The following is a 26,928-nucleotide window of genomic DNA, read 5'->3' on the forward strand; positions in this document are numbered from 1 at the left end:
TCAGACGGCCCCACACCTCCGCGACCGGGTTTACGGGCCCAGCACCACCGCCGACTCGGCCGGTACGTGGACCCGCCCGTCGGCGTCCGGATGCTCGACGGGGAGCCACGCGGCCAGCACCCGGACCCCGTTGCGGCCCAGTGCGACGGTGACCGGCTCCGCGGAGAGGTTCACCACCACGCGGACGTCGCCCCGGCGGAACGTCAGCCAGCGGCGCTCCTCGTCATGGGCGATCCGCAGCGCCGCCAGATCGGGATCGCGCAGGTCGGAGTGGGTCCGGCGGAGCGTGATCAGGGCGCGGTACCAGTCCAGCAGCCGGGCGTGCGACTCCCGGCCCGGCTCGGCCCAGTCGAGGCAGGAGCGGTCCCGGGTGGCCGGGTCCTGCGGGTCGGGGATCTCCTCCGCCTTCCAGCCGTGCTCCGCGAACTCCCGCCGCCTGCCCGCCCGTACGGCCTCGGCGAGCTCCTCGTCGGGGTGGTCGGTGAAGTACTGCCACGGGGTGCCGGCCCCCCACTCCTCGCCCATGAACAGCATCGGCACGAACGGCCCGGTCAGCGCCACCGTCGCCGCGCACGCCAGCAGCCCGGGGGACAGGGAGGCCGAGAGCCGGTCGCCCAGTGCGCGGTTGCCGATCTGGTCGTGGGTCTGGGTGTAGCCGAGGAAGCGGTGCGCCGGGGTGCGGCCGCGGTCCACCGCGCGGCCGTGGTGGCGGCCCCGGAAGGAGGACCAGGTCCCGTCGTGGAAGAAGGCCCGGGTCATGGTCTTGGCGAGGGCCCCGAGCGGGGCCTCGGTGAAGTCCGCGTAGTACGCCTGGGACTCGCCGGTCAGCGCGCAGTGCAGGGCGTGGTGGAAGTCGTCGTTCCACTGCGCGTGCAGGCCCAGGCCCCCGGCGGCGCGCGGGGTCGTGGTGCGCGGATCGCAGCGGTCCGACTCCGCGATCAGGAACAGCGGCCGGCCGGTCTCGGCGGCCAGCTCGTCCACCGCCGCGGCCAGCTCCTCCAGGAAGGTCAGCGCCCGGTCGTCGGCGAGCGCGTGCACCGCGTCGAGGCGCAGCCCGTCGATCCGGTAGTCGCGCAGCCAGGCCAGCGCGCTGCCCAGGAAGTACGCGCGCACCTCGTCGGAGCCGGGGGCGTCCAGGTTCACCGCCGCGCCCCAGGGGGTGTGGTGGGTCTCGGTGAAGTACGGGCCGAAGACGGGCAGGTGGTTGCCGGAGGGGCCGAGGTGGTTGTGGACCACGTCGAGCACCACGCCGAGCCCGGCGGTGTGCGCGGCCTCCACGAACCGGACCAGCCCGGCCGGGCCCCCGTACGGCTCGTGCACCGCCCAGGGCGCGACTCCGTCGTACCCCCAGCCGTGCCGCCCGGGGAAGGAGCAGACCGGCATCAGCTCGACGTGGGTGACGCCGAGGCCGGTGAGGTGGCCGAGGCGGGCGGCGGCGGAGTCGAAGGTGCCCTCGGGGGTGAAGGTGCCGACGTGCAGCTCGTACAGGACGGCGTCCTGGAGCGGTACCCGGGGGGAGGGAGCCGGCTCGCCGGGGGTGAGCGAGGCGAAGTCGACCACGGCCGAGAGCCCGTCGGGCCCCTCCGGCAGGCGCCGGCCGCGCGGGTCGGGGCGTACGGGGCGTGCGGGGTGGTCGGCGGCCGCGAGGTCCGCGCGGTGTCCGGGGTCCGGGAGGTGTCCCGGGTGTACCGGGTCGCGCGGATCGTCCCCGGGAACGGGAGCAGGTGTCTCCGGGCCGCCGCCCAGCTGGAACCCGTAGTGGGATCCGTCCCGCGCCTCGGCCTCCACGACCCACCACCCGTCGCGCCCCGGATCGCGCTCCATCGCGTACGCGGCCCCGTCGAGCCGCAGTGCGACCCGGTCTGTCAGCGGTGCCCACACCTCGAACTGCACGGACGATCCCCTCGTCTGGCGGCGGTACCCCAACCTGCGTGTCCGGGCCATCATCTCCGGCCGGGCGCGGGAGTTCTGGACACTCTGCCCCCGACAGGCTGACAATCACCTGGTGACGTCGAGTTTCGAGTTCCCCGCCTTCCCCGCCCCGCGGCTTTCCGATGCCGAGCGCGACCGCGCCCTGGGCCAGCTCAGGGAGGGCGCCGCCGTCGGCAAGCTGTCGCACGACACCTTCCTGCGCCGCATGGAACTCGCCCTCGTCGCCCGCCGCTCCGAGGACCTCGCCGTGCTCACCGCGGACCTGGAGGGCCGGGAGGCCGGGGAGAGCCCGTGGACCCGCCGGCTGTTCGGCTGGGTGGGGCGCGTCTCCGCCGTGTCCGTGGGCGTACGGCGGGCCTGGGCCGCCGAGAAGCTGCCCACGCTGCTCCTCCCGCACCCGAGTGCCGGACCGCTGCGGATCGGCCGCGACCCGGGCAACGGGCTGCGCCTGAGCCACGAGACGGTCTCGCGGGCCCACGCGGAACTGGGCGTCCGGGACGGGGTCTGGGTGGTGCGGGACCTCGGCTCGACGAACGGGACCACGGTGAACGGGCGCCGGGTGACGGGCTCGGCGGTGGTGCGGGACGGGGACCAGATCGGCTTCGGACGGATGACCTTCAGGCTGTCGGCCGGCTGAGGCTCCGGGCGGAGGCCCGGGCGCGTGGGGCGCGGGCGGGGAGCGGTCGGAGGTCGGCCACCGGGACCCGGTTGCCGGGTGGATCGGCCCGTGCGGAGGATGTCACCGGGTTTCTCCCAGGAGGCTTCGGCTTCAGGCCGGGGGGAATGGGTCCTTGGGGTGGAGGCGCGGAGCGCCGGGGGTCGGTCTGACCTGCGCCTTCGGTCGTTGTCAGTGGGTGGGGCTAGGTTGTTGGGATGGCGATGACACCGATCGTGGGGGATGCCGGGCATGCCCGGTGGACGTTCCGTGTCCGCGTGTCGTCCACCGCGCTTACCACCCTGATGGCGGAGTGGGATCGATGCCGGTGGATCTGGAACGAGTGCTGCGCGAAGTCGAAGCAGACGCACCTGTGGAACAAGCGTCGGCCGAGGGCGTGGACAAGCGGACGTGTGGTCCGGGGCAGCTCGACAAGATGCTGACCGAGGGCCGCAAGACGAACACCTGGCTCCGTGAGGGCTCCAGCGTTCCGCAGCAGCAGTTGATCCGGGATTTCGGGAAGTCCCGGGCCAAGGCGCAGAAGGACGTCAAGGACCGGTTGCCGGTGCGGCAGCGGGCCGGGATGCCGACGTGGAAGAAGAAGCGGGAAGCGCTGCCGTCCCTTAACTACAGCAAGCGCGGTTTCCGGTTGAAGGACGGCCGCTTGTACCTCGCGGGCGGGATCGCCCTGACGGTGGTGTGGTCGCGGAACCTTCCCGCCGGCCCGTCCAGCGTGCGCGTGTATCAGGACAGTCTCGGGCACTGGTACTGCTCGTTCGTCGTCCCGACCGAAACCCATCCGCTCCCGGAGACGGGTGCGGTGATCGGGATCGACTGGGGTGTGAGGGAGACGGCGACCACCACCAGCGACGACCACGACCTCCCGCACGCCGAGCACGGCAAGAAGGCGGCTGCTGGGCTTGCCCACTATCAGCGGATGATGGCGCGCCGTAAGCCGGCGAAGGGCAGGCCCGGGTCGAAGAGGTACCGGGCGGCGAAGAAGCTGACGGCGAAGCTGCACAAGAAGGTGGCCCGTCAGCGTCAGGACACCGGCCGCAAGTGGGCCAAGGCCGTCGTCCGCAACCACGACGTCATGGCGGTGGAGGATTTCCGCCCGAAGTTCCTCGCCAAGTCCACCATGGCCAAGAAGGCCGCGGACGCGGCGATCGGCGCCACCAAGGCGGCCTTGATCGAGATGGGCCGCAAGCACGGCCGTGCCGTGTTCCTGGTACACCCCGCGCACACCACGATGGACTGCGCGCAGTGCGGAGCGAGAACCAAGCACGCACTACCTCTATCAGAACGTACCTACGCCTGCACCGCGTGTGGAGCCGTATCCCCCAGGGATAAGAACTCCGCGCGCGTGATGCTGGTCCGGGCTGGTCTCCACCCGGCTAGTGCTGATCGTGGAAGACCAGGTGGGGCGCTACCCCGCCTGGCAGCGTGAGCTAGAAATCCCCGATTAGCCCTGGAGGGTGAGGAATCCCCTCCTTTCAGGGAGGGGAGGATTCAATCATGGAACACACGTCTGCCGCCCCCGTCGTACGGCCCGCGCGCCCCGAGGACCTGCCCCGCCTGGTCGAGCTCATGCGGGAGCACATGGTGTACGAGAAGTCCGCGCCCCGCCCGGCCGGTCTCGCCGACCGGCTCGGCGCGCGGCTGTTCGCCGACGGGTCCCGGCTGTGGGTGCTGCTGGCCGAGACCCCGCGGGGCGAGGTCGCCGGGTACGCCGCCTGCTCGGCCGAGTTCTCCTTCTGGGAGGCCAGCGACTACCTCCACATGGACTGCCTCTACCTGGCCGAGGAGGCCCGCGGCCACGGCCTCGGCGCCGCCCTGATGGACGGGGTGGCCGCACTAGCCCGCCAGCTGGGCCTCGGCCACGTCGAGTGGCAGACGCCCGACTGGAACGAGGGCGCGATCCGCTTCTACGACCGGCTCGGGGCCACCGGCAAGCCGAAGCTCCGGTACGCCCTGCCGGTGGAGTAGCCGGTGCGCCGGTCCGCGGCCCCGCCTACCGGCCCGCCGCCACGAGCCGGTCGTAGGCCGCCAGGACGACCCGGGACTGGTGTTCCACCTGCGTGGCCACCGGGACCCAGCGCGCCTGGAAGCGGTCCGCGAACTCCTCGCACCACCCCGTGACGAGCCGGTCCGCGGCCTGCGCCGCCGGCTGCCCCTGGGCGCGCAGCACCCGCAGCAGCATCGCCGCGGCACGCAGCGAGAGCCGTCGGCCGAAGGCGTCGATGCTCCCGATGTACGCCGCCGTCGCCTCGGCGGGAGCCCCGGGGCCCGTCCACTCGGCGGTGATCCGGGGGATCAGCGCGAGCGTCCAGTCCACCGCGCGGAGCAGGGCCGCGGCGGCCGGATCCGTACCGCCGGCCGCGCCCTCGCGCAGCGCCGCCACCCGCGCGGCGTCGGCGGTGAGCCGGCCGGCCAGGATGCGCAGGGCGGCGCGGGGGTCGGGGTGCGGTGCCGGGTCGTCGACCAGGTCCGAGGCCCACATGGGGACTTCGACGATCGCGGTGGTGCCGGCGTGGCGGTGGGCGTGGTACCAGGTGCTGAGCCGGGTGTCCTCGGGATGGAACGGCCCGTCGGCCGTGGTCCCGGGCTCGGGCATCACGAAGATCCCCGCCCCCGGCGAGGGCCAGCCCGAGGCGTCGGAGGCGCTGGTCTCGACCGGGATGCGCAGCTCGGCGGCCGATTTGCCGAAGGGCTCGGCGAGACCGGGTATGTCCCGGGTGAGCTGCACCCAGGAGCCGCCGAGGTCGGTGCCGTGCAGGGAGACCTGGAGGGCGGGGCGGAGCTCGTCGATGAGCCGGGTCAGGGCGACGGTCTCGGGCGGGAGGCGGTCCGGGGGCAGTAAAGACGGTGCCCACTCGGGCTGTTCGGGGCCGGGCGGCCGGAAGAAGTTCCGGTGGTAGTCGAGCAGGGAGTACGGGCGGGGAGTGCGGTGCAGGGCCGCGCCGTCGGGATCGGCGCAGAGCAGGAAGTGCCAGGTGGTTCCGCCGGCGGGTACGCGGATCAGGTGCCGGGCGAGCGCGAGGGCGGTGGCCCCGCCGACGGGCTCGTTGGCGTGGGCGCCGGCGACGACGAGCACGTTCGGAGCGGCGGGGGCAGCGGTCGCGGCCGTCGTCGTGGAGCCCACGGAGAGCAGCCACAGGGGTTCCCCGGCCCGGGACGCGCCGATCTGGCGGAGCCCGGCCAGGGCGGGGTGTTCATCGGCCAGGGCGCGGGCGGCCAGGGCCAGTTCGTGGGGGGTGGGGTAGCACATGTCACGGATGAGGGTCACAGGTGATCCCATGCCCGCCGCGAGCCTGCCCTAGCCGTGTTCGCCCGGCCCGGGCGGGGCGGTGCTGCCGCCTGCCGTGCCGCTGCGCGGGGCCGCTCCCCGCCCCGCCCTTTCACCGTTTCCTGGGGCTCCGCCCCAGACCCCGGTCCTCAAACGCCGGACGGGCTGGATTTTCCGGCCCGTCCGGCCCGGGGAGTCACGCCCGGTCCGGGTCCTCCCGGAGCAGGACGGCTACCGGGGTGGTGTTGCCCAGGAGTTCCGCGAGCGGCAGCTCGCCGGTGTACGAGGCTTCGGGCGCCGCCCCGAGGAGCGGCAGCCGCCGCCAGCGTCCCGGCGGCAGGGGCAGGGCCGTGTTCCGCCAGCCCCCGGACCCGGCCAGCCCGTGCGACAGACGGGTGGCCGCCGCGACCAGGCCGGCCGAGCGGGCGAAGGCCACGCAGTGCTCCGCCGCCGGGCCCCGGGCGAGCAGCGGCGCGTAGCCGGCGAACAGCCCGGGCCGGCTCCGGCGCAGCCGCAGCAGGGCGGCGGTGAGGGCGAGCTTCTCCTCGGCCGTGCCGGACGGCGCGGCCCCCGCGTCCAGTCGGGCCAAGGCGTCCCGGGGGAAGCGGGCGGGCTCCCGGTTGTCCGGGTCGACCAGGGCCCGGTACTCCGTCTCCGCGCCCTGGTAGACCTCCGGGACCCCGGGCATGGCCAGGTGCAGCAGCGCCGCCCCGAGCAGGTTGGCGCGGGCCGCCGCCGCCAGGGGCCCGGCCGGCTCGAGTGCGTCCCTCGGGATGTGCTCCAGGACCGTGGCCTCGTACGCCCGGTCCTGCTCGGTCCACGTGGTGTGCAGGGCGGCTTCCCGGACGGCCTTCCGCAGGGCCTGCCAGAGGCGCTCGCGGCGCACCATGGGGTTGCCGCCGCCCCCGAGTCCGAACGCCGTCTGCCAGGCAACCCAGGCGAGCTGGGGATCCGCTCCGGCCGGCTCCGGTACGGACTCCGGGTCCTGCGAGAGCACCGAGATCCGCGCCCGGACGTCCGCGCTGCGCTTCGTGTCGTGCGTGGTCAGCACCGTCCCGGCGCCGGGCCACAGCCTCGCCTGTTCGGCGCAGTACGCGTGGAACTCCGCCAATGTGACCGCCGGAGCCCCCGGATCCCCGCCCACTTCGGTGGCCGACAGCAGCGGGGCGTACCGGTAGAAGGCCCTGTCCTCCAGGGACTTGGCGCGCAGGGCCGCCGAGGTCTGGGCGAAGCGGGCCGCGAAGGCCGGATCCCGCAGCAGCAGTTCGCGTACGCCGGCCACCGGGCCGGCGCCCGCCCGGGCGGCGGCCCGTTTCAGGGCCTCGGGCGAGAGTTCCGGATCGCCGGGGTAGGGCCGGTAGACGGGATAGGCGACGAGCAACTCACTCACGGCTGGGGCTAGTTCGGAACCGGCCAGTCGTTCCAGGGCGGCCAGCTCGGCGGCCAGGTCCCCGGTCAGGACCTCCCGGGCGCTCGCCGCGGCCGTCCGCTCCCACCGGGGCTGCCCGGTCGCCTCGCGGAACCGGGCGTCGAGCCGCGCGGCCCCGGCCGGATCGGTCAAGACCCCGTCCACCCGGTACAGCGCGTCGTACCCGGTGGTCCCGGCCACCGGCCAGGCGGGGGCCAGCCGTTCCTCGCGGGCCAGGATCTTCTCGACCACCACCCAGCAGTCCGCGCCGACGGCGTCCCGCAGCCGCCGCAGGTAGCCCCCGGGGTCGGCCAGACCGTCCACGTGGTCGATCCGCAGCCCCTCGACGACCCCGTCCCGGACCAGTTCCAGCACCTTCGCGTGGGTGACGGCGAAGACCTCGGGGTCCTCGACGCGGACCCCGATCAGCTCCGAAATGGTGAAGAAGCGGCGGTAGTTGAGGCCGGTCCGGGCCTCCCGCCAGTGCGCAGGCCGGTACCACTGGGCGGCGAGCAGCGCCGCCGGCTCCAGCCCGGCCGTGCCCTCCCGGAGCGGGAACTCCAGCTTTCCGATGCGCAGTACGGCCCGGTCGGCCCGCCCGGCGGCGGCCCCCGCGTCGACGGAGACCTCCCCGATCTCGACGGCTCCCGGATCCAGCGGCTCCGCGAGCACGGGCAGCAGCAGCTGCCCCCCGCCCGCCTCCCAGTCGATGTCGAACCAGCGCGCGTACGGCGAGCCGGGACCCTCCCGGGCCACCTCCCACAAGGGCCGGTTGAGGCGGAGCGGGGCCGGCAGCGCCATGTGGTTCGGCACGATGTCGAGCACCAGTGCGAGCCCGTGCGCCCGGGCCTCGGCGGCCAGGGCCCGCAGTCCGGCCTCGCCGCCCAGCTCCACCCGGACCCGCGTGTGGTCGGTGACGTCGTACCCGTGGGCCGAACCGGGCACCGCCTCCAGTACGGGGGACAGGTGCAGGTGCGACACTCCGAGCGAGGCGAGGTACGGTACGACGGCCCGCGCGTCGCCGAAGGTGAACTCGGGGCGGAGCTGAAGGCGGTAGGTCGACGCCGGGGTGGCGGTCGGTGGTACATCGGGTTCAGGCCGGTTGAACTCAGGACGGGTGCGACCGGTACGCGGGGGCAGGCTCATGAGAACGTACGTACCCAGGATGCGGGATTCCGTGCCATTACCCAATGCATCCGGGTGACTGCGCCGGGTTAACGTTGCTCAAGTGTTTGGAACCGTCAACACCTATCGAAAAGTCATCGCCCTGACCGGGCCCCTTCTCCCGCTCATCTCCTTCCTCGCCCGACTGCCCGTCGCGATGTCGCAGTTCGGCAGCGTCCTGCTGGTCGCCGAGACCAGTGGCTCCCTCGCCACCGCGGGCATAGTCGGCGGCACCCTCTCCGCCGGACAGGTGGTCTTCGGACCCGTCCTGGGCCGGCTCGCCGACCGGCGCGGGCAGCGCCCCGTCGTCCTGGCGGCCGCCGCGGTCAACGCGGTGGCGACCGCCGCCCTGGTGGCCGGGGCCCTCTCCGACCTCGCCACCGTCCCGCTCGCCGCGATCGGCTTCGTCACCGGGGCCTCCGTCCCGCTGATCGGACCGCTCGCCCGTACCCGCTCCGTGGCCCTGGCCCACCGTGCCAAGTCCGACGAGAGCGTCGTGGGTGCCATCCACTCCCTCGAAGGCACCCTGGACGAGGTCTCCTTCGTCTTCGGGCCCGCCCTCGTGGGCCTGGCCACCCTCGCCCTGCACCCGGCCATCGCCCTCGGCGGCGCGGCCGCCCTCGTCGCCGTCTTCGGCACGCTCTACGCACTGCACCCGACCGCCGCCGTCACGGCCGGAGTGCCCGCCGGAGCCCGCCGGGAGAAGGAGCGCTCCCGGGTCCGCCCGCCGCGCGTGGTCTTCGCGGTACGGGGCTCGCTCGCCCTCCAGGGCGCCATGTTCGGAGCCTGCCAGGCCGGAATCGCCGCCCTTACCGCACAGTTGGGCGTCCCCGGCCAGGCCGGCATCGTGTACGCGGCCATGGGTGTCGTCAGCGCCGCCGTCGGTCTCTCGCTCGGCGCGCTGCCCGCACGCTTCGGCCTGCGGCTGCGCTGGCGGTGGGCCACGGCCGCCGCGCTCGTGTTCTCCGTACCGCTGCTCTTCACCGAGACCCTGTGGCCGCTGTACGTGGTCGTGACCGTGCTCGGAGCCGCCTACGCCCCGCACCTGATCACCGCCTTCGCCATCACCGAGCGCGCGGTGAGCCCGGACCGGCTCGCCGAGTCGATGGCCTTCGCCGCCAGCTCGCTCGTCGCCGGCCAGGCCGCCTCGCTCGCCGTCTCCGGGCGGCTCGCCGAGTGGTACGGGCCCGCCGCCGCCTTCGCGGTGGCCGTGGGGGCGGCCGCCCTGTGCCTGGTCCTGGCCCTGGTCACCCGGGTGCCGGCGGCCCGTACGCACACTCCGGTGGCTTCCGGCGGGGGCACCGCCCGTGCGGACGCCGTCCTGGAAGGCGCCGCCTACGCCGGGCGCTGAAGCACCACCAGACACCGTCCTGTCAGTGTCACCCGGTCCCCGGCCGCGTACTGCGGCCCGGTACCGGGTGCCAGTACCTCCGGCCGCGCCGTGTCCACGATCAGGCGCCACTGGGTGCCGTGCCCGGCCGGGATCGTGAAGTCCTGCGGTTCGGCGCCCGCGTTGAACATCAGCAGGAACGAGTCGTCGGTGATCCGCTCCCCGCGGGTGCCGGGCTCCGAGATGGCCTCCCCGTTCAGGAACACCGCCAGCGCCCGCGCGTGCTGGGCCTGCCAGTCGCGGGCCCGCATCTCCTCGCCGTGCGGGGTGAACCAGGCGATGTCCGAGAGCTCGTCGTGCGTCCCCTCCACCGGCCGGCCGTGGAAGAACCGGCGCCGCCGGAACACCGGGTGCTCCCGCCGCAGCCACACCATCCGCCGGGTGAACTCCAGCAGCGCGGGGGCCGGTTTGCCGGGCTCCGGCCAGGTCACCCACGACAGCTCGTTGTCCTGGCAGTAGGCGTTGTTGTTGCCGCCCTGGCTACGGGCGAACTCGTCGCCGTGGCTGATCATCGGCACGCCCTGCGAAAGCATCAGCGTGGCGATGAAATTGCGCATCTGGCGCTCGCGCAGCTCCCCGATCTCCGGGTCCTCCGTCGGGCCCTCCACCCCGCAGTTCCAGGAGCGGTTGTGGGTCTCGCCGTCCCGATTGCCCTCGCGGTTGGCCTCGTTGTGCTTCTCGTTGTACGAGACCAGGTCGTTCAGGGTGAAACCGTCGTGGCAGGTGGTGAAGTTGATCGAGGCGAGCGGCCGCCGGCCGTCGTCCTGGTAGAGGTCGGAGGAGCCCGTCAGCCGGCCCGCGAACTCCGCGAGCGTGCGCGGCTGCCCGCGCCACAAGTCCCGTACGGTGTCCCGGTACTTGCCGTTCCACTCGGTCCACAGCGGCGGGAAGTTGCCCACCTGGTAGCCGCCCTCGCCCAGGTCCCACGGCTCCGCGATCAGCTTGACCTGGCTGACCACCGGATCCTGCTGCACCAGGTCGAAGAACGAGGACAGCCGGTCCACCTCGTGGAACTGGCGGGCCAGCGTGGCCGCCAGGTCGAAGCGGAAACCGTCCACGTGCATCTCGGTGACCCAGTAGCGCAGTGAGTCCATGATGAGCTGGAGCACGTGCGGAGAGCGCATCAGCAGCGAGTTCCCGGTGCCCGTGGTGTCCATGTAGTGCCGGGGATCGTCCGCGAGGCGGTAGTACGAGGCGTTGTCCAGTCCCCGGAAGGACAGCGTCGGGCCCAGGTGGTTCCCCTCGGCGGTGTGGTTGTAGACCACGTCGAGGATCACCTCGATGCCGGCCTCGTGCAGGGCCCGGACGGCCGACTTGAACTCCAGCACCTGCTGACCGCGGTCGCCCGAGGCGTAGCCGTTGTGGGGTGCGAAGAAGCCGATGGTGTTGTAGCCCCAGTAGTTGCTGAGCCCGTCGTCGACGAGGCGGTGGTCGTTGACGAACTGGTGGACCGGCATCAGCTCCAGCGCCGTCACCCCCAGCTTGGTCAGGTGCCCGATGACCGCCGGGTGCGCGAGCGCCCCGTACGTGCCGCGCAGCTCCTCGGGGAGGTCCGGATGGTGCATGGTCAGGCCCTTCACGTGGGCCTCGTAGAGCACCGTGTGGTGGTACTCGTGGCGCGGCGGCCGGTCGTTGGCCCAGTCGAAGTAGGGGTTGACCACCACCGAACTCATGCTCTTGGGCGCGGAGTCCAGATCGTTGCGGGAGTCCGGCCGGCCGAAGTGGTAGCCGTACACCTCCTCGCCCCAGTCGACGCTCCCCGCGACGGCCCGCGCGTACGGGTCCAGGAGCAGCTTCGCCGCGTTGCAGCGCCGGCCGCGCTCGGGCTCGTACGGGCCGTGCACCCGGAATCCGTACCGCTGGCCGGGCATGATGCCCGGCAGGTAGGCGTGCCGGACGAACGCGTCGGTCTCGCGCAGTTCGATCGCGGTCTCCGAACCGTCGTCGTGCAGCAGACACAGCTCGATGCGTCGGGCGGCCTCCGAATAGACCGCGAAGTTGGTGCCGGCGCCGTCGTACGTGGCACCGAGCGGATACGCCTGTCCCGGCCAGACCTGCATAGAAAACGACTCTTCCCCTCAGTGTCGGGCTGATCCGGCGTGGACCACGTCACTTCCAGATCTTCCCCGAAAGAGGGCTTCCACGCGGGGACTTGGGAGGGTCCTACCGGGTGACCCGGAGAGCTGATAAGAGGGTGGGCGGACCATGGGGAGATCCGATCGTCGCCCCAGCGGATAATGGGCCAACAGGCGGTCCGGGCACGGACCGTGAGCCCGCGTCGGGTCGCAGGGGCACGCATCGGGCTGCAGGGTGCCGCGCGCGCGGAGTACCCTTCCGTGATCACTGGAGACGGGCGTCCAGACGCAGGAGGCGGTGCACGGGTGAGCTCGGGAGGTCTGGAGCTGCCACCTGGTGACAGCGGTCACGAGGGCGGCCCGGCGGACGCCGCGGGCGGGACGGTCGGCGGGATCCCCGCCGGAGCCGTGTCGCTGGCCCCGCCGGAGACCGGTGGGACCGGGAAGGCGCAGGCGGGAGCCGGTGCCGAGCTGGACTGGGGCGCGGACGCCTGGAGCGAGGTCCGGACCCGGGCCCAGCGCGCCGGGCGTGCGTACATCTGGCTGAACCTGATCGAACAGCGGCTGCGGTCCGTGGTCGGAGCGGTGCTCCGGCCGGTCTACGAGCCCGTGCACGGCGGGGACGACTGGGTGGTGGCGGCCGCGGGCCCCGCCGGCCAGGAGTGGGTGCAGCGCGCGGCCGCCGTACGCGAGGTCAGCCGCCGCAAGGGCTACCTGCTGGACTCCGCCGACGACAACGTGCTGAGCTTCCTCACCCTGCCGCAACTGCGCGAACTGATGGTCCAGCACTGGCCCTGCTTCGAGCCGTACTTCGACGACCGGCGCGAGATCGAGCAGGCGCTGGACGAGCTGGAGGTCACGCGCAACGTCGTCTCCCGCAACCGCGCCCTGTCGCGGGCGGTCCTGGAACAGGCCGAGCGGGCGTCCGCGCGGCTGCTGGAGGTACTGGGCGGCGGCGCGGGCTCGCCGTCGGCGGACCGGCTGCCCATCGACGCCGTGGAGGACCTGGTCGGCGACCGGTACGCGGACGTCATCTCCGTCCACCCCGACCGGGTGCGGCTGCAGCGCCAGCTCCCGGCGGAGGACCTCTTCGGCGGCGCGCGGCGGCTGGACGCCATCGGCATAGGGCTCAACCTGCTGGTCCAGAACTTCTCGGGCCGCAGACTCGTACGCCTCGCCGAGGCCGGCTGCCGGGTGCGGCTGCTGTTCCTGAACCCGGCGAGCAGCGCGGTCAAACGGCGCGAGCGGGAGCTCGGCCTGCGCAAGGGCGAGCTGAGCCGCTCGGTGGAGATGAACATCCTGCACGTGCGACGGGTCCGGGCGGGCCTGCGCGACGCCTCGGGCTTCGAGATCCACGTCTTCGACGAGACCCCGCGCTTCACCGCGTACCTGGTGGAGGGCGAGTCCTCGGGCATCGCGGTGGTCCAGTCGTACCTGCGCCGGGCCCGGGGCATGGAGGCGCCGGTCCTGGTCCTGCGGGGCGGCGGGCGGGCCTCCCAGGTGCGGCCCGGCCACGAGCACGGGCTGTTCCCGACCTACCGGGAGGAATTCGAGTCGATCTGGCAGGACTCCCGCCCGGTGTCGTGAGCGGCGGCGGCCGCCCCGGCTCCAGGGCTGTCAGTGGCCCGTGGCAGGCTGAAAGCCGTTGACGTAGAGGGACCGGTACGGGGGGCGCGTGATGGGGGACTGGGCGGGGGACTGGATGGGGGACTGGCACGGCGGGCCGATGGTGGCCTTCGATCTGGAGACCACGGGGACCGACATCGAGTCCGACCGGATCGTGACGGCGGCCGTGGTCGCCGTCGGGCCGGACGGGCAGGTGGCGCGGGAGCGGACGTGGCTGGTCGACCCGGGCGTGCCCATCCCGGAGCAGGCCTCGGCCATCCACGGCATCTCCACCGACCACGCCCGCTCGCGGGGGATGGCGGCGGCTCCGGCGATCGAGGAGATCACCCGGACGCTCGTGGAGGCACTGAGCTCGGGAACCCCGCTGGTGGTGATGAACGCGCGGTACGACCTGACCCTGCTGGACCGCGAGTGCCGCCGCCACGGGATCCGTCCACTGGGCGAGCGCTGGCCGGCGAGGTCGGCGCCGCCCGTCATCGACCCCCTGGTGCTGGACAAGCACGCGGACCGGTACCGCAAGGGCCGGCGGACGCTCCAGGCCCTCTGCGAGCACTACGGCGTGACCCTGGAGGCGGCGCACGACGCGGGTGCGGACGCGCTGGCGGCGGCCCGCGCCGCGCGGCGGATGGGTGCCGTGCACGCGGCGATAGGGACGGTCGCCCTGGCGGACCTGCACGAACTCCAGATCCGCGCGGCGGCCGAGCAGGCGGCCTCGCTGCAGAGCTACCTGCGGCGCACCTCGGACCCCGAGGCGATAGTCGAGCGGGCCTGGCCCGTCGTGCCGTACCGGGTCTGACGCGCGAGGGGCGGGGTCCTACCGCAGCAGCCAGTCGCGGGTCAGCTCCATGACCTCGGCGCGGCTGCGGCCGCCGTGGTCGGCGGCGATGAAGTGGTCTCCGATCCGCATGGAGTAGACGATCATGCAGCGGACCTCGACCTCGTCCTCGTCGGGGCAGAACGCGCCGAACAGCGAACGCAGGTAGTCCATGCGGCGGTTGTCCACGCGCCGCAGCCGCTCCGCGACGGATTCGTCGCGCCGGGCCCAGTCGCGGATCGCGAGCTCGGCCGCCACGCCCTGCGCCGGCCCGTCGGCGACCGAGACGATCGCGAACAGCCGCTTCAGTCTGGCTCTGGCGTCTCCGCCCGCGCCGTCGACCTGTTCGATCACGACCTCGGCGGCCTCGCGCTCCCAGGTGTCGAGCATCTCGGCGAGCAGTGCGTCGCGGTTGCCGAAGTGCCCGTAGAAGCCGCCCTTCGTGACGCCGAGGGACTGTGCGAGCGACTCGATCCGGACCGCCTCGGGGCCCCCGGCGGCGAGCGCCCGCAGGCCCTCTTCGATCCAGCCGCGCCGCGGCGTGCGGGTCGCGCCCACGATGTCTCTCCGTCCTGCACCAGTCTGATCTATACGGTGCCGTATAGATCGGCTAACCTTCTTCTATACGGCATCGTATAGATAGGGGCTTGCTCATGAGACTGCCCGGAACCGCGCACACCGACCGCCCCTGGCGGATCCACGAGATCGCAGGAGACTTCCACGTCGAGGACGTGTGGGAGCTGCCGACGCCCGGCGGCCCGGACGACCTCGAACGGCTCGTGCGCCAGTTCGCGAGCGGTGGAGACCCCGTTCCCTCCTTCCTGGGCCGCGCGCTCTTCGCGATCCGCTGGAAGCTCGGGGCCCTCTTCGGCTGGGACAAGCCGAACGACGGCATCGGGGGCCGGGTGGCTTCGCTGCGCGACCGGCTGCCGGCGGACCTCCGCGAGGGTCCCCGCGGGCCCGACCTCGGCTCGGTTCCGTTCAGCTCCGTCTACCAGACGCACGACGAGTGGGCGGCGGAGACGGCCAACCGGACCGTGCACGGTGTGATGCACATCAGCTGGGTCCCGGACGGAAGCGGCGGCTACCGCGGTCAGATGGCCGTCCTGGTCAAGCCCAACGGCCTGCTCGGCGCCGTCTACATGGCGGGCATCAAGCCCTTCCGTTACCTGGGCGTGTACCCGGCGCTGATCCGCGGCATCGGCCGCGAGTGGCAGGCCCGTTCGGTCTCCGGCGCGGCCTGATCCGGGGGAGACGCGCTCATGGGGTCGGCCACCGGTCGCGGTAGACGATGTGGATCCCGCTGCCGGCGGTGACGGTGTTGTCGTAGCCGCCCAGCGTCGCGCAGTAGTGCCGGTGGTCGGGGTGGGCGAAGACGTAGCCGGAGCCCTGGTGGGCGACGTCGGCGAAGAGCCACGCGGTGTCGGCGAAGAGTGTGGCGCTCCCCGTCATGAACAGCGTCCCGGCGTGGACGTGCTGGTGGAACCGGTCCCGGTTCTCCGCGTGGCGCCGCTGCGGCCAGGGGTCGACTCCCGGGGCGGCGGAGGCCGGTCCGGGAAGGTCCGCGGTCTGCGGCCGGCCCGGGCCCAGCCGGGCCCGCAGCTCCTTCCAGCGCGAGGGCGCGAACTGGAGCGAGTGGTGCAGGAGGACCAGGTCGAGGCCCGGTTGCCCGGTGTCCGGGTCGGTGCGACGCAGCGGTACGTGGACCAGTGAGCGCGGGGACGTGGCGGCGAGCGACCACAGTCCGGCGATGAGCTGCGCGGCCTGCTGGTCGACCTGGGCGTCCAGGTACCAGTTGCCGTCCGACAGGGCCGCGCGGGCCGGCGGCCGGGCCGGGCGGATCACCTTGAACTCCACCGGGCCGAGCCGGGCCCGGTGGATGGTGAGGGGCAGTTTCATAGGGGTAAAGGGATACGCCACCGCTAGAACGGGTGCCAGCGGATTTCCGGGTCCCCCTCGCGCAGGGAGGCCACCCGGCGGCGGAACTCGGCCAGGGCCCCGGGGTTGGCCGGGGCGTGCTGGGAGACTCAGGCGCAGCTCGCCGTTTCGCGGGCGCCGCGCAGGACCGCGCAGCCCTCCCAGTCGCGGACGTCCCAGCCGTACGCCGCCGTGAACTCCTCGTACGAGGCGCCGGGCAGTCCGTACCGGTCGCGGGAGAGGGCCATCACCACCAGGTCGTGTTCGCGCAGGTCGGTGGAGACCGTCTCCAGGTCGACGAGCACCGGCCCGCCCGGGCCCACGTGGACGTTGCGGGGCAGCGCGTCGCCGTGGATCGGGCCCGGCGCGAGGTGCGGGGTGAGGGCGGCGACCTGGGCGGCGTACCCGTCGCGGCGGGACCGCAGGTACGCGGCGTCCGCCGGATCGATCGCCCCGCCCGCCAGCCGCAGCCAGCGCTCGACCCCGCCCAGCAGATCGCGCGGGGGCAGGGCGAAGGGGGGCGCGGGTAGGGCGTGGATCCGCCGCAGCAGCGCCGCGAGGTCCGCCGGGTCGGCCGGGCGGACGGCGTCGGGGAGCCGGTGCCACAACGTCACCGGGTGTCCGTCCACCAGCCGGGGCTCCGGCTCGGCCGCGCGGACCGCGGGGATCCCGGACTCCGCGAGCCAGCCCGCCACCGCGAGCTCCAGCTCGGCGCGCGGCAGCAGCGCGGCCTCCCGGCCGACCTTGGCGACCAGGCCGTCGTCGAGCGCGAAGACGGCGTTCTCGCCGAGGGCCAGCAGCCGGGGCGCGGCCGACCCCGCCCGTGCCAGGCCCGCCGCCGCCAGGGCCTCCCGGGCGTTTGCCTCGTCCATGCCGTCTCTCCGCAGTCCGTCCGTGTTCATGACCGGACAAGTTTCGCATCCGGCCCGTCCGCGCGAATTTTCCCCGAACAGGTTGCACGAGACGTCTCGTCTCGCTATCTTTTCCTCATGACCACGACCCCGAAGCCCGCCCACATCGCCATGTTCTCCATCGCCGCCGCCGGCCACGTGAACCCGAGCATCGAAGTGATCCGCGAACTGGTCGCCCGTGGCCACCGCGTCAGCTACGCCATCCCCGCCGCGTACGCCGACAAGATCGCCGAGACCGGTGCCACCCCGGTGATCTGGAACTCCACGCTGCCCACCGACGAGGACCCCGACGCGTGGGGCACCGAGCTCATCGACAACATCGAGCCCTTCCTCGCCGACGCCGTCCAAGCCCTCCCGCAGCTCGCGGCCGCCTTCGAGGGGGACGAGCCGGACCTCGTCCTCCACGACATCACCGCCTATCCCGCGATCGTCCTCGCCCACCGCTGGGGCGTCCCCGCGGTCTCCCTCTCCCCGACCCTGGTCGCCTGGACCGGCTACGAGGAAGAGGTCGCCGAGCCGATGACCGCCGAACTGCGGGCGTCCGAGCGCGGGAAGGCGTACTACGCCCGCTTCCGCGCCTGGCTCGACGAGAACGGCATCGACGAGGACAGCGACCGCTTCGTGGGCCGCCCCCGGCGCAGCGTCGTGCTCATCCCGCGCGCCCTCCAGCCCCACGCCGACCGGGTCGACGAGGCCGTGTACACCTTCGTCGGCGCCTGCCAGGGCGACCGCAGCGCCACCCAGGGCACCTGGACGCGCCCCGCGGGCGCCGAGGGGAAGAAGGTCCTCCTGGTCTCCTTCGGGTCCACCTTCACCAAGCAGCCGGCCTTCTACCGGGCCTGCGTGGAGGCCTTCGGTGACCTGCCCGACTGGCACGTGGTGCTCCAGATCGGCAAGTTCACCGACGAGGCCGAGCTCGGCGCGGTCCCCGCCAACGTCGAAGTCCACCGCTGGGTTCCCCAACTGGACATCCTGGGCCGGGCCGACGCCTTCATCACCCACGCGGGCACGGGCGGCTGCCAGGAGGGCCTGGCCACCGGCACCCCGATGGTCGCGGTCCCGCAGGCCGTCGACCAGTTCGGCAACGCCGACATGCTGGCCGCCCTCGGTGTCGCCCGGCACGTCCCGATGGCCGAGGCCGACGCCGCGACCCTGCGCGAAGCCGTCCTCGCCCTGGTCGCCGACCCGGAGGTGGCCGCCCGCGCGGACCGGATCCGCCGCGAGATGGCGACCGAGGGCGGCACCCGGCAGGCGGCCGACCTGATCGAGGCCGAACTGGTCGAAGCCGAACTGGTCGAGGCCGAACTGCCCGCATGACCGGAACTGTCAGGGGGGAGCCCTATCGTGCAGACATGACCAAGACGACCAAGGCGGCCAAGGCGAAGTACGCGGCGCTGCTCCGGGGCATCAACGTCGGCGGAAGCAAGAAGGTCCCGATGGCCGAGCTGCGCCAGGTCCTGGACGGCCTCGGCCACGAGGACGCGCAGACGTACCTCCAGAGCGGCAACGCCGTCTTCACCAGTGCGACGGGCAAGGCCCCGACCGCCCTCGCCCGCGAGCTGGAGGCCGCCATCGAAGCCCGCTTCGGCTTCCGCGTCCCCTGCCTGGTGGTCGACGGCGCCTACCTGCGCGCCGTCGCCGACGCCTGCCCCTTCCCGGCCGCCGACCTCGAAGGCAAACAGGTCCACGCCACCTTCTGCTCCGAGCAGCCCGCCGAGTCCCGCTTCGCCGCGATCGACGCCCCCGCCTTCCTCCCGGAGCAGTACCGGGTGGGCGACCGCGTCATCTACCTCTATGCCCCGAACGGCCTCGGCCGCTCCAAGCTGGGCGAGGCCCTCGCCAAGCCGGCGGTGGTCAAGGGCCTGGACGTGACCACCCGCAACTGGAACACGGTCGCCAAACTGGTGGAGCTCACGCGGGACTGAGCGTTCCCGCAGGTCGCGGCCGTCGGTTCTAGCCGGCGGGAGTTCCCGCCGCGGCGTCCTCCAGCGTCCTGCGCAGCAGGGCGACGGTGGACGCCAGCTGCTCCAGCGAGCCGGCCGTCAGCGGCCCGGCGAGCCAGGAGCGCAGCCCGTCCTCGAACGTGGGCGTGGCGGCGGCCAGCAGCTCGCCGCCCCCGGGAGTCAGCTCCAGCAGGGACGAGCGGCGGTTGCTGGGGTTGGGTCGCCGGACCACCCAGCCGGCGGCCTCCAGCCGGTCCACCCCCTTGCTGGTCGCCCCGACGGTGATGGCGGCCTCCTCGGCCAGGTCGTTGACCCGGCAGTCGTCCCGGCCGTCGATGATGCGCAGGAACTCGTACTGGCCCATCGTCAGGCCGTGTTCGGTGCGCAGTCGTTCGCCCAGCGCGTTGTAGAGCCTGATCTCGTAGCGGACGAGGTCCATGAACACCTGCGCGAGGTCGGTCACAATCTGCTCCAGATGCTAGGGAATGTTATTCCTAGGAATATAGTTCCTGGTGAAGAACGGAACTTCGTCTGGAGGATCGCATGAGCAAGGCACAGCGCGCGACGATCGACGCCCTGATGCGGCAGGCCCCCTTCGACGGCAGCCTCCCGCCGCAGCGGCTGCGCACGGACTTCGAGACCCAGATGACCTCGGGCCCGGCCCCGGCCGGAGTGAACGTCACCCCCTCCGTCCTCGGCGGGCGTCCTGCCCTGACCGTCGAGCCCGAGGGCAGCCCCGCCGCCGGGACGATCGTCTACTTCCACGGCGGGGGCTGGGTCTTCGGCTCACCCGCCACGGCCCTGCAACTCGCCGCCGCACTGGTGCGCCGCACCGGAGTCCGCGCCGTCTCGGTCGACTACCGGCTCGCCCCCGAGCACCCCTTCCCCGCTGCCGTCGAGGACGGCCTCGCCGCCTACCGCGACCTGCTGGACCAGGGCGTTGCGGCCGAGCGGATCGTCCTGGCCGGGGAATCGGCCGGCGGCGGCCTGAGCATCACCACCCTGCTCGCCGCCCGCGAGGCCGGACTGCCGATGCCGGCCGCCGCGGTCGCCCTCTCCCCGGGCCTGGACGCCACCCTCTCGGGCGACAGCATGACCACCAGGCACGACGCCGACCCGCTCTTCACCCGCGCCGAACTGGCCACCGTCTTCGCCCACTACCTGGCCGGACAGGACCCCCACCAGCCGCTGCTGAGCCCGGCCCTGCACGCCGACCCGACCGGACTGCCCCCGCTGCTGCTCCAGGCCGGTTCCAACGAGGTCCTGCTGGACGACTCCACCCGGTTCGCCGCCCGGGCCGCCGCGGCCGGGGTCGACGTCCAGCTCGACGTCACCGCCGGCGTCCCCCACGTCTTCCAGGCCTTCGAAGGCCTCCTGGACGAGGCCGAAGCGGCCCTGGACCGCGCCGCACGCTTCATCACCGACGCCCTGGCCCGCAGCTGACGACGGGGCCGTAGGCCGTCCCTTTCGGATCACCGCGGGGCGCCATCACAAAGGGGGCGGCTCCCTGCGGCCGACCCGGCTACTGTCCGTCCGAGCGGCGGGCAACAGGAGGCCTGATGACGACGTCAGCGGTGGGCGAGGCGCTTGACCGGCTGTGTGCCGTGCAGGTGTCGGATCAGGACGACGCCGACTTCCCCGACGAGCTCTTCGACCGGGTGGACGACTTGATCGATGCCCACGGTTGCGACGACGTCGCCGAGATGGTTGCCGAGGCAGTGGAAGCCGGCCAGGCGTCGGCAGAGCAGGCGATCGTGTTCCTGAACGTGGCAGCGTGGTCGGGGACGGACAACGGTGCCTCCATGAAGCTCACTCTGGACGATTGGGTCCGGCAGGCGGACGACACCGTTCGGCTGGCCGTCGCACTGCACCACGAGTGCTATCCCCTGCCCGCACGCACGGAGATGCTCGCGAGGCTCGCCGAGATCGCTCTGCGCTTCCCGGAGCACCGGGCGATCTGCGAGCGTCACATCGCCGACCGTCCCCCGGACTGACCCGCAGCCGACGGGATCGGCCTAGTCCGCCAGTCCGTTCAGCAGGGTCATCTCGTGCGGGGTCAGGTGGACCGTGGCCGCGTCCAGGTTCTCCGACAGGTGGTCCGGGGAGCCCGTGCCCGGAGTGGGGCAGAGGACCGGGGAGTGCTGGAGGAGCCAGGCCAGGGCGATCTGGCCGGTGGACGCGCCGTGTTCGGCGGCGACCGCCGTCAGTGCGGCGGCGCTCTCGCGGGTCAGGGCGCCGCTGCCCAGCGGGTAGTACGGGAGGAAGGCGATGCCGCGCTCCTCGCACAGGGCGAGGAGTTCCGCCGAGGAGCGGTCCAGCAGGTTGTACGGGTTCTGGACCGAGGCCACCGGGACCAGGGTCAGGGCCTCCCGGAGCTGGTCCGCCGTCACCGTGTTCAGCCCGATGTGGCGGATCTTTCCCTCCGCCCGGAGCTCGGCCAGCGTGCCCAGCTGGTCCGCCGGCGGGACGGCCGGGTCGAAGCGGTGGAGCTGGTACAGGTCGATCCGGTCCAGCCGGAGCCTGCGCAGGCTCGCCTCGCACATGGAGCGCAGGTCCTCCGGGCGGCCCGCCGCGTGCCACTCGTCCGGGCCGGTGCGCACCACCCCGCCCTTGGTGGAGACCACCAGCCGCTCCCCGTACGGGTGGAGGGCCTCGGCTACCAGTTCCTCGGCCAGGTGGGGGCCGTAGTTGTCGGCGGTGTCGATCAGGGTGACCCCGCGTGCGACGGCGGTGCGCAGCAGCGCGACCGATGCGGGGCGGGCGGCGCGCGGGCCCCAGTAACCGGCGCCGACCAGGCCGCCGGTGCCGAGTCCGAGGCGGCGTACCGGCAGGTCCCCGCCGAGGGCGAACATCTCATCCACGTCAACAGACATGGCCCGACGGTAACGCAGGCCCGCCGATGTGCCAGGCTCGTGGCATGCGTTACATCATCATCGGCGCCGGAGCGATCGGCGCGACCATCGGCGGACGGCTCGCGGAATCCGGCAACGAGGTCGTCCTCGTCGCGCGCGGCCCGCACGCGGAGGCCCTGCGGACGAACGGGCTGCGGCTCACGACGGCTGACGGGGAGCGGGTGCACCGGCTTCCCGTGGTCACGGTCCCGGCCGAGCTGGGTGAACTGCGCCCCGACGACGTGCTGTTGCTGACCGTGAAGACCCAGGACGCGCAGGCCGCGCTCGACGCGTGGGCCCACGCGGAGGTCGCGGGCGGCGGCACGGCCGCGCAGCGGCTGCCGGTGCTGTGCGCGCAGAACGGGGTGGAGAGCGAACGCCTCGCCCTACGGCGCTTCGCGCGCGTGTACGCAGTCTGCGTGTGGCTGCCGGCGACCTTCCTGGAGCCCGGGGTGGTCTCCGCGATGTGTGCTCCGCTGACCGGGATCCTGCACCTCGGGAAGGCCGCCGGGGGCGCCGACGGGCGGGCCCGGCGGATCGCGGCCGACCTGGAGAAGGCCGGGTTCGGGGCGCCGGTCGTCGAGGACGTGATGCGGTGGAAGTACGCGAAGCTGCTGGGCAATCTGGGCAACGCGATCCAGGCGACGACCGGACCCGAGCCGGAGCCCGCGAAGGCGGCGCTGCTGCTGCGGGCCGTGCGTGAGGCGAAGGCCGCCTTCGCCGCCGCGGGACTCGACTGGGCTTCGGAGGCCGAGCAGTCCGCGGCGCGCGACGGCAAGGTCGATGCGCCGGCCGGGGTGGTGCGGGGCGGGTCGTCCTGGCAGAGCCTGGCGCGGGGGACGGGGTCGGTGGAAGCCGACTATCTCAACGGGGAGGTCGTGCTGCTGGGGCGGCTGCACGGGGTGGCGACGCCGGTCAACGACACGCTGCGGCACGCGGCGAACATCTTCGCGCGGGAGGGCTTGCCGCCCGGGGCGATGTCCGTCGAGGACCTGACGGCCCTGGCCGACGAGGCGGTGGCGCGGACCTGAGCCGCTGCGCGGGGCCTTCCCCTACCCGCCCTCGCCCGTTCCCCGCCCTCGCCCGTTCCCCGGGCTCTGCCCGGACCCGGTCCTCAAACGCCGGACGGGCTGAAAAGATGCCGCGCAGCGGCACATCTCAGCCTCGCCGGCGTTTGAGGCGCGGGGTCTGGGGCGGAGCCCCAGGGAACGGTGGAACCGGGGGTCCCCCCGGACGGAGTCTGGGGGAGGGTAGGGGACTCCGCTCCGCGCAGCGGTGGGTCAGGCCGCCAGGGCGGGGACGCGGGCCGGGGACCGGAGGGCCTCCTCGAACCTGCGGAGCAGCAGGCGGGCCAGTTCCGGGGAGGGGCCCAGGACGGCGGAGACCACGTCGGCGCCGGCGGCTTCGGCGCCCGCCGCGATGCGGTCGGGGAGCCGCCCGGGGGCGATGACGTAGGGGGCCACCGCGATCCGGCGGACGCCCTCCGCGCGCAGCGCCCGTACGGCGTCCTCCGTCCGGGGGAGAACAGCGGAGGCGAACGCAGGCCGCACGGCGCACCAACCGGTGTGCCGCCACTCCCGCGCGGTTTCAGCGATCACTGCGATCGCCTCCGGGTCCGAGGAACCGGCGGACGCGAGCACCACACCGGTGGTGGCGCGGTCCGCCGGGGTGAGGCCGGCTTCCCACAGCCGGCGCTCCAGGGTCGCCAGCAGCAGCGGCGACGGGCCGAGCACATCCGCGATGCGGACCGAGAGGTCCGGCAGGTGGGACGTGGCTCCGGCGAGCACCGCCGGGATGTCGGACTTCGCGTGGAACGCCCGTGTCAGGAGCAGCGGGAGCGCCACGATCTCGCGTACGCCCGACAGGTAGAGCGAGGCCACCGCCTGGTCGACGGTCGGGGTGTCGAAGTCCAGGAAGGCGGTCTCCACGCGCAGCCCCGGACGCAGCGCCCGTACCCGCCGGGTGAGGGCGTGCACGGTCGCCGCGTGCCGCGGGTCGCGGCTGCCGTGGGCGATGACCAGCAGGGCGGGGGAGTGCGTGGAGTGCGCGGACATGCTGATCAGCTCTTGACCAGCAGGCCGCGGGTGCGCAGCACCCACCGCTCGATGGGGCTGAAGATCAGCAGGTCGATCGCGATGCCGACGACCAGGATCAGGATGATCGCGAGGAACACGCCCGGCAGGTCGATGTTGTTGCGGCCGTTTTCGAGGAGCTGGCCCAGTCCCAGACCCAGGTCCGGGGAGCTGGCGATGATCTCGGCGGCCATCAGGGAGCGCCAGGAGAAGGCCCAGCCCTGCTTGAGGCCGGCCAGGTACCCGGGCAGCGCGGCCGGCATGACCACGTGCCAGGCGCCGCGCAGGCCGGTGGCGCCCAGGGTGCGGCCGGCCCGCAGGAACAGCGGCGGGATCTGGTCGATGCCGGAGACGAGGCCGTTGGCGATCGACGGGACGGCGCCGAGCAGGATGACGGTGTACATCATCGCGTCGTTGAGCCCGAACCAGAGCACCGCCGGGGGCACCCAGGCGACCGAGGGCAGCGACTGCAGACCCTGCAGGATCGGGCCGATCGCGGCGCGGACGAACTTCACCCGGGCGACGAGCAGACCGAGCGGGGTGCCGATGGCCAGGGCCAGCAGGAAGCCGAGCAGACCGCGCGACACGGAGGTCCAGATGACCTCCAGCAGGGTGCCCTTCATCCACATGTCGGACAGGCTGTCCCAGACGGACGACAGGGCGGGGAGCTTGGTCTCGTCGGTGACCTTCGCCGCGACGAGGATCTGCCAGACGAGGAGGACCAGGCCGACGGCGATGACCGGCGGCAGGACCTTCTTGAGGAAGACCTCGCGGACCGGGGTGCGGTGGGTCTGGACGGCATCGAGCGCGTCGAGGCCGGCCTCCAGGCCCGCGAGGTCGTCCGTCTTCGCCTTCGTTTCAGTGCTGGCCATGGCGGCGGATCTCCCCACGCAGGTGTTCAGTGATCTCAAGGGACAGCTCCGCGACGTCCGCGTCCTCGATGCGGCGCGGCTGCGGGATGCCCACGGTCCACTCCTTGGCGACCCGGCCGGGGCGCGAGGACAGCAGGACCACACGCTGCGCGAGCCGTACGGCCTCGCGGACGTTGTGCGTGACGAAGAGGACGGACAGGCCGGTCTCGGCCCAGATGCGGGTGAGCTCGCCGTGGAGCACGTCGCGGGTGATGGCGTCGAGCGCCGCGAAGGGCTCGTCCATCAGCAGGAGCCTGCTGTCCTGGGCGAGCGCCCGGGCCAGGGCCACGCGCTGGCGCATGCCGCCGGACAGTTCGTGGACCCGCTTGCCGTACGAGCCGGAGAGCCGGACCAGCTCCAGCAGCCGCTCGGCCTCCGGACGGCGCTCGGCCTTGGCCACCCCGCGCAGGCGCAGGGCGAGTTCGATGTTCTTGCCCGCGGTGAGCCACGGGAAGAGGGCGTGCTCCTGGAACATGAGCGACGGACGGCCGCCGGGGGTCTCGATGGACCCCGCGGACGGCTTGTCCAGGCCTGCGACCAGGTTGAGCAGGGTGGACTTTCCACACCCCGAGGCACCCAGGATGGTGACGAACTCTCCGGGAGCGACATCGAGGCTGATGTCGTCCAGGACGAGCTGCGATCCGGCCGGGCCGGAGAAGGACTTCGAAACGTGCTCGATGCGTGCGGCGTGCGTCTGCTCCGCTACGGTGCCCTCGGCAGCCTTGGCAAGCGTGGTGGCCATGGTCGTCACCTCCTGGGGTTGCTGGATTACGGGGTTACTTGGTGACGCCGAGACCGGCGTCGGAGACCTCGGGCTTGCCGGCCGCCTTGAGCACCTTGTTCAGGAGCGTCAGGTCGTAGATGCCGGCCAGCTCGGGCTGCTCGATGAGCTTCGCCTTGACCGCGTCTTCGGCCTGCGCCTTCAGGGTCTCGGCCAGCGGGTCGTCGGTGACCAGGATGCTCGGCCACGCCGGGTCGATGACCTTCGCGTCGAGCGGCTTGCCGCCCTCCGCCGCCAGCTTCGCGTTCGCGGAGCCCTTCGCCTTGTCCGGGTTGGCGTTGATCCACTCGTTGGTCTTCACCGTGCCCTTGAGCACGGCCTCGACCACGTCCGGGTGCTCCTTGAGGAACTTCTGCGACACGATGATGTTCGTGATCACGAACTTCTTGTCGGGCCACAGGGCGGTCTCGTCGAGGAGGACGGCGCCGCCGTCGGAGACGAGCTTGGAGGCCGTGGGCTCCGGCACCCAGGCGCCGTCGATCGAGCCCGACTTGAAGGCGTCCGGGGTGACCTTGTTGTCCGTGCGGACGACGGAGACGTCACCCTTGCCGGACTCCGGGTCGACCTTCCAGCCCTTCTCGGCGATCCAGTTGAGGAACGCGACGTCCTGCGTGTTCCCCTTCTGCGGGGTGGCGATCTTCTTGCCCTTGAGGTCGTCCAGGGTCTTGATCTTCGCCGGGTTCACGACCAGCTTGACGCCGCCGGAGGCGGAGCCGGAGATGATCCGCAGGTTGGAGCCCTTGGACTTCACGTAGGCGTTGATCGACGGCGAGGGGCCGATGAAACCGATGTCGAGAGAGCCGCCGTTGAGGGCTTCGATCTCGGACGGGCCGGCGTTGAAGGCCTGGGGCTTGATCGTGGTGGCGCCGAGCTCCTTGGCGATCAGGCCTTCCTGGAGGCCGACCAGCGCGGTGGCGTGCGTCAGGTTCGGGAAGTAGCCGATGCGGACCTCGGAGGCCGACAGCTTCTTGCCGGCGGTGTCCGCGACGTTGGCCTTCTTGTCCTCGGCCTCGGCCTGCGATCCGTAGCCGCACGAGGCGAGTGCGCCGATCAGCAGCGGCAGGGCGGTGGCGGCGACGACGCCGCGGCGAAGAGTGTTACGGGTGAAACCGGTGGCAGGCACGGGAGGACTTCCTCTCGTGACGTCGTCAT

22 protein-coding genes and 3 pseudogenes are annotated in these 26,928 nt (G+C 72.8%); 12 read left to right on the top strand and 13 right to left on the bottom strand.

All coding sequences use genetic code 11. The annotated features are described in order from the left end of the window. Nucleotides 1-30: 30 nt before the first annotated feature. Nucleotides 31-1,893: a malto-oligosyltrehalose trehalohydrolase gene (gene treZ / locus AC061S_RS21435; protein ID WP_478687565.1), complete on the bottom strand. Its 1,863-nt coding sequence runs from the start codon at nucleotides 1,891-1,893 to the stop codon at nucleotides 31-33. 112 nt (nucleotides 1,894-2,005) lie between these two features. On the opposite strand from treZ, the gene AC061S_RS21440 reads away from it, so the two are divergent. The 3 genes and pseudogenes from AC061S_RS21440 to AC061S_RS21450 all read left to right on the top strand — a co-directional run bounded on the left by AC061S_RS21440 (nucleotide 2,006) and on the right by AC061S_RS21450 (nucleotide 4,573). Next, on the top strand, nucleotides 2,006-2,569 hold the full coding sequence (locus AC061S_RS21440) for an FHA domain-containing protein (protein WP_478687566.1): 564 nt from the start codon (nucleotides 2,006-2,008) through the stop codon (nucleotides 2,567-2,569). A gap of 242 nt (nucleotides 2,570-2,811) precedes the next feature. Next, nucleotides 2,812-4,034 (top strand): annotated as a pseudogene (locus tag AC061S_RS21445) (RNA-guided endonuclease InsQ/TnpB family protein). Between the two features lie 68 nt (nucleotides 4,035-4,102). Then, the gene (locus tag AC061S_RS21450) at nucleotides 4,103-4,573 is read left to right on the top strand and encodes an N-acetyltransferase family protein (protein ID WP_478687567.1); all 471 of its coding nucleotides are present in this window, start codon (nucleotides 4,103-4,105) and stop codon (nucleotides 4,571-4,573) included. 25 nt (nucleotides 4,574-4,598) lie between these two features. Here the strand turns inward: AC061S_RS21450 and AC061S_RS21455 are convergent, their stop codons facing one another. Continuing rightward, a complete protein-coding gene (locus AC061S_RS21455; protein ID WP_478687568.1) occupies nucleotides 4,599-5,873 on the bottom strand; it encodes a M14 family zinc carboxypeptidase in 1,275 nt (424 codons plus the stop codon). A 196-nt stretch (nucleotides 5,874-6,069) separates the two neighbouring features. Beyond that, nucleotides 6,070-8,427 (bottom strand): malto-oligosyltrehalose synthase, encoded by a 2,358-nt coding sequence (gene treY / locus AC061S_RS21460; RefSeq protein WP_478687569.1) that lies wholly within the window; start codon nucleotides 8,425-8,427, stop codon nucleotides 6,070-6,072. An 82-nt stretch (nucleotides 8,428-8,509) separates the two neighbouring features. Between treY and AC061S_RS21465 the strand changes: the two genes are divergently transcribed. After that, a complete protein-coding gene (locus AC061S_RS21465) occupies nucleotides 8,510-9,796 on the top strand; it encodes an MFS transporter (RefSeq protein ID WP_478687570.1) in 1,287 nt (428 codons plus the stop codon). Here AC061S_RS21465 and glgX read toward each other — a convergent pair. Beyond that, nucleotides 9,781-11,895 (bottom strand): glycogen debranching protein GlgX, encoded by a 2,115-nt coding sequence (gene glgX / locus AC061S_RS21470; protein ID WP_478687571.1) that lies wholly within the window; start codon nucleotides 11,893-11,895, stop codon nucleotides 9,781-9,783. The two genes, AC061S_RS21465 and glgX, sit on opposite strands and share 16 nt — an antisense overlap. A 321-nt stretch (nucleotides 11,896-12,216) precedes the next feature. Here glgX and AC061S_RS21475 point away from each other — a divergent pair, with 321 nt between their 5' ends. Both AC061S_RS21475 and AC061S_RS21480 read left to right on the top strand, forming a co-directional pair. Then, entirely contained in the window at nucleotides 12,217-13,497 is a 1,281-nt protein-coding gene (locus AC061S_RS21475) for an SAV2148 family HEPN domain-containing protein (RefSeq protein WP_478687572.1), read from the top strand. Between the two features lie 91 nt (nucleotides 13,498-13,588). Beyond that, on the top strand, nucleotides 13,589-14,332 hold the full coding sequence (locus AC061S_RS21480) for an exonuclease domain-containing protein (protein WP_478687573.1): 744 nt from the start codon (nucleotides 13,589-13,591) through the stop codon (nucleotides 14,330-14,332). An 18-nt stretch (nucleotides 14,333-14,350) separates the two neighbouring features. Here AC061S_RS21480 and AC061S_RS21485 read toward each other — a convergent pair whose 3' ends face one another. Then, on the bottom strand, nucleotides 14,351-14,908 hold the full coding sequence (locus tag AC061S_RS21485; RefSeq protein ID WP_478687574.1) for a TetR/AcrR family transcriptional regulator: 558 nt from the start codon (nucleotides 14,906-14,908) through the stop codon (nucleotides 14,351-14,353). Nucleotides 14,909-15,003: 95 nt separating this feature from the next. Here AC061S_RS21485 and AC061S_RS21490 point away from each other — a divergent pair, with 95 nt between their 5' ends. Continuing rightward, nucleotides 15,004-15,594, top strand: a complete 591-nt coding sequence (locus tag AC061S_RS21490; protein WP_478687575.1) for a DUF2867 domain-containing protein — start codon at nucleotides 15,004-15,006, stop codon at nucleotides 15,592-15,594. 16 nt (nucleotides 15,595-15,610) lie between these two features. Here AC061S_RS21490 and AC061S_RS21495 read toward each other — a convergent pair whose 3' ends face one another. Both AC061S_RS21495 and AC061S_RS21500 read right to left on the bottom strand, forming a co-directional pair. Continuing rightward, a complete protein-coding gene (locus tag AC061S_RS21495; protein WP_478687576.1) occupies nucleotides 15,611-16,249 on the bottom strand; it encodes a hypothetical protein in 639 nt (212 codons plus the stop codon). Nucleotides 16,250-16,272: 23 nt separating this feature from the next. After that, nucleotides 16,273-17,139 (bottom strand): annotated as a pseudogene (locus tag AC061S_RS21500) (phosphotransferase enzyme family protein). Between the two features lie 28 nt (nucleotides 17,140-17,167). Here AC061S_RS21500 and mgt point away from each other — a divergent pair. Together mgt and AC061S_RS21510 are read left to right on the top strand one after the other, a co-directional pair. After that, nucleotides 17,168-18,495, top strand: a pseudogene (gene mgt, locus AC061S_RS21505) (macrolide-inactivating glycosyltransferase). A gap of 35 nt (nucleotides 18,496-18,530) precedes the next feature. After that, nucleotides 18,531-19,103, top strand: coding sequence for a DUF1697 domain-containing protein (locus tag AC061S_RS21510; protein ID WP_478687577.1), 573 nt, complete (start codon nucleotides 18,531-18,533; stop codon nucleotides 19,101-19,103). Between the two features lie 28 nt (nucleotides 19,104-19,131). On the opposite strand, the gene AC061S_RS21515 is transcribed toward AC061S_RS21510, so the two are convergent. Then, nucleotides 19,132-19,584: a MarR family winged helix-turn-helix transcriptional regulator gene (locus tag AC061S_RS21515; RefSeq protein ID WP_478687578.1), complete on the bottom strand. Its 453-nt coding sequence runs from the start codon at nucleotides 19,582-19,584 to the stop codon at nucleotides 19,132-19,134. 80 nt (nucleotides 19,585-19,664) lie between these two features. Between AC061S_RS21515 and AC061S_RS21520 the strand changes: the two genes are divergently transcribed. Together AC061S_RS21520 and AC061S_RS21525 are read left to right on the top strand one after the other, a co-directional pair. Beyond that, nucleotides 19,665-20,564, top strand: a complete 900-nt coding sequence (locus AC061S_RS21520) for an alpha/beta hydrolase (RefSeq protein WP_478687579.1) — start codon at nucleotides 19,665-19,667, stop codon at nucleotides 20,562-20,564. A 116-nt stretch (nucleotides 20,565-20,680) separates the two neighbouring features. Then, entirely contained in the window at nucleotides 20,681-21,115 is a 435-nt protein-coding gene (locus AC061S_RS21525) for a hypothetical protein (protein ID WP_478687580.1), read from the top strand. Between the two features lie 21 nt (nucleotides 21,116-21,136). Here AC061S_RS21525 and AC061S_RS21530 read toward each other — a convergent pair whose 3' ends face one another. Then, nucleotides 21,137-21,994, bottom strand: coding sequence for an aldo/keto reductase (locus AC061S_RS21530; RefSeq protein WP_478687581.1), 858 nt, complete (start codon nucleotides 21,992-21,994; stop codon nucleotides 21,137-21,139). A 44-nt stretch (nucleotides 21,995-22,038) separates the two neighbouring features. On the opposite strand from AC061S_RS21530, the gene AC061S_RS21535 reads away from it, so the two are divergent. Beyond that, nucleotides 22,039-23,043 (top strand): ketopantoate reductase family protein, encoded by a 1,005-nt coding sequence (locus AC061S_RS21535; RefSeq protein ID WP_478687582.1) that lies wholly within the window; start codon nucleotides 22,039-22,041, stop codon nucleotides 23,041-23,043. A 249-nt stretch (nucleotides 23,044-23,292) separates the two neighbouring features. Here AC061S_RS21535 and AC061S_RS21540 read toward each other — a convergent pair whose 3' ends face one another. From AC061S_RS21540 to AC061S_RS21555, 4 genes are read right to left on the bottom strand one after another with little or no spacing between them, the layout of a single operon-like run. Continuing rightward, nucleotides 23,293-24,066, bottom strand: a complete 774-nt coding sequence (locus AC061S_RS21540) for a sirohydrochlorin chelatase (protein WP_478687583.1) — start codon at nucleotides 24,064-24,066, stop codon at nucleotides 23,293-23,295. A 5-nt stretch (nucleotides 24,067-24,071) separates the two neighbouring features. Further along, nucleotides 24,072-24,956, bottom strand: coding sequence for an ABC transporter permease (locus tag AC061S_RS21545; protein WP_478687584.1), 885 nt, complete (start codon nucleotides 24,954-24,956; stop codon nucleotides 24,072-24,074). Beyond that, nucleotides 24,943-25,737, bottom strand: a complete 795-nt coding sequence (locus AC061S_RS21550; protein WP_478687585.1) for an ABC transporter ATP-binding protein — start codon at nucleotides 25,735-25,737, stop codon at nucleotides 24,943-24,945. The genes AC061S_RS21545 and AC061S_RS21550 overlap by 14 nt, the downstream gene beginning before the upstream one ends. A 34-nt stretch (nucleotides 25,738-25,771) precedes the next feature. Beyond that, entirely contained in the window at nucleotides 25,772-26,899 is a 1,128-nt protein-coding gene (locus tag AC061S_RS21555; RefSeq protein ID WP_478687586.1) for an aliphatic sulfonate ABC transporter substrate-binding protein, read from the bottom strand. Nucleotides 26,900-26,928: the final 29 nt, after the last annotated feature.

The sequence above is a fragment of the Streptomyces sp. CA189 genome, from assembly GCF_056428985.1.

Coding starts and splice junctions, on each gene's coding strand:
- AC061S_RS21450 (WP_478687567.1), top strand. CDS start 4,103: ATGGAACACACGTCTGCCGCCCCCGTCGTACGGCCCGCGCGCCCCGAG.
- treY (WP_478687569.1), bottom strand. CDS start 8,427: ATGAGCCTGCCCCCGCGTACCGGTCGCACCCGTCCTGAGTTCAACCGG.
- glgX (WP_478687571.1), bottom strand. CDS start 11,895: ATGCAGGTCTGGCCGGGACAGGCGTATCCGCTCGGTGCCACGTACGAC.
- AC061S_RS21480 (WP_478687573.1), top strand. CDS start 13,589: ATGGGGGACTGGGCGGGGGACTGGATGGGGGACTGGCACGGCGGGCCG.
- AC061S_RS21490 (WP_478687575.1), top strand. CDS start 15,004: ATGAGACTGCCCGGAACCGCGCACACCGACCGCCCCTGGCGGATCCAC.
- AC061S_RS21495 (WP_478687576.1), bottom strand. CDS start 16,249: ATGAAACTGCCCCTCACCATCCACCGGGCCCGGCTCGGCCCGGTGGAG.
- AC061S_RS21510 (WP_478687577.1), top strand. CDS start 18,531: ATGACCAAGACGACCAAGGCGGCCAAGGCGAAGTACGCGGCGCTGCTC.
- AC061S_RS21520 (WP_478687579.1), top strand. CDS start 19,665: ATGAGCAAGGCACAGCGCGCGACGATCGACGCCCTGATGCGGCAGGCC.
- AC061S_RS21525 (WP_478687580.1), top strand. CDS start 20,681: ATGACGACGTCAGCGGTGGGCGAGGCGCTTGACCGGCTGTGTGCCGTG.
- AC061S_RS21530 (WP_478687581.1), bottom strand. CDS start 21,994: ATGTCTGTTGACGTGGATGAGATGTTCGCCCTCGGCGGGGACCTGCCG.
- AC061S_RS21535 (WP_478687582.1), top strand. CDS start 22,039: ATGCGTTACATCATCATCGGCGCCGGAGCGATCGGCGCGACCATCGGC.
- AC061S_RS21540 (WP_478687583.1), bottom strand. CDS start 24,066: ATGTCCGCGCACTCCACGCACTCCCCCGCCCTGCTGGTCATCGCCCAC.
- AC061S_RS21545 (WP_478687584.1), bottom strand. CDS start 24,956: ATGGCCAGCACTGAAACGAAGGCGAAGACGGACGACCTCGCGGGCCTG.
- AC061S_RS21550 (WP_478687585.1), bottom strand. CDS start 25,737: ATGGCCACCACGCTTGCCAAGGCTGCCGAGGGCACCGTAGCGGAGCAG.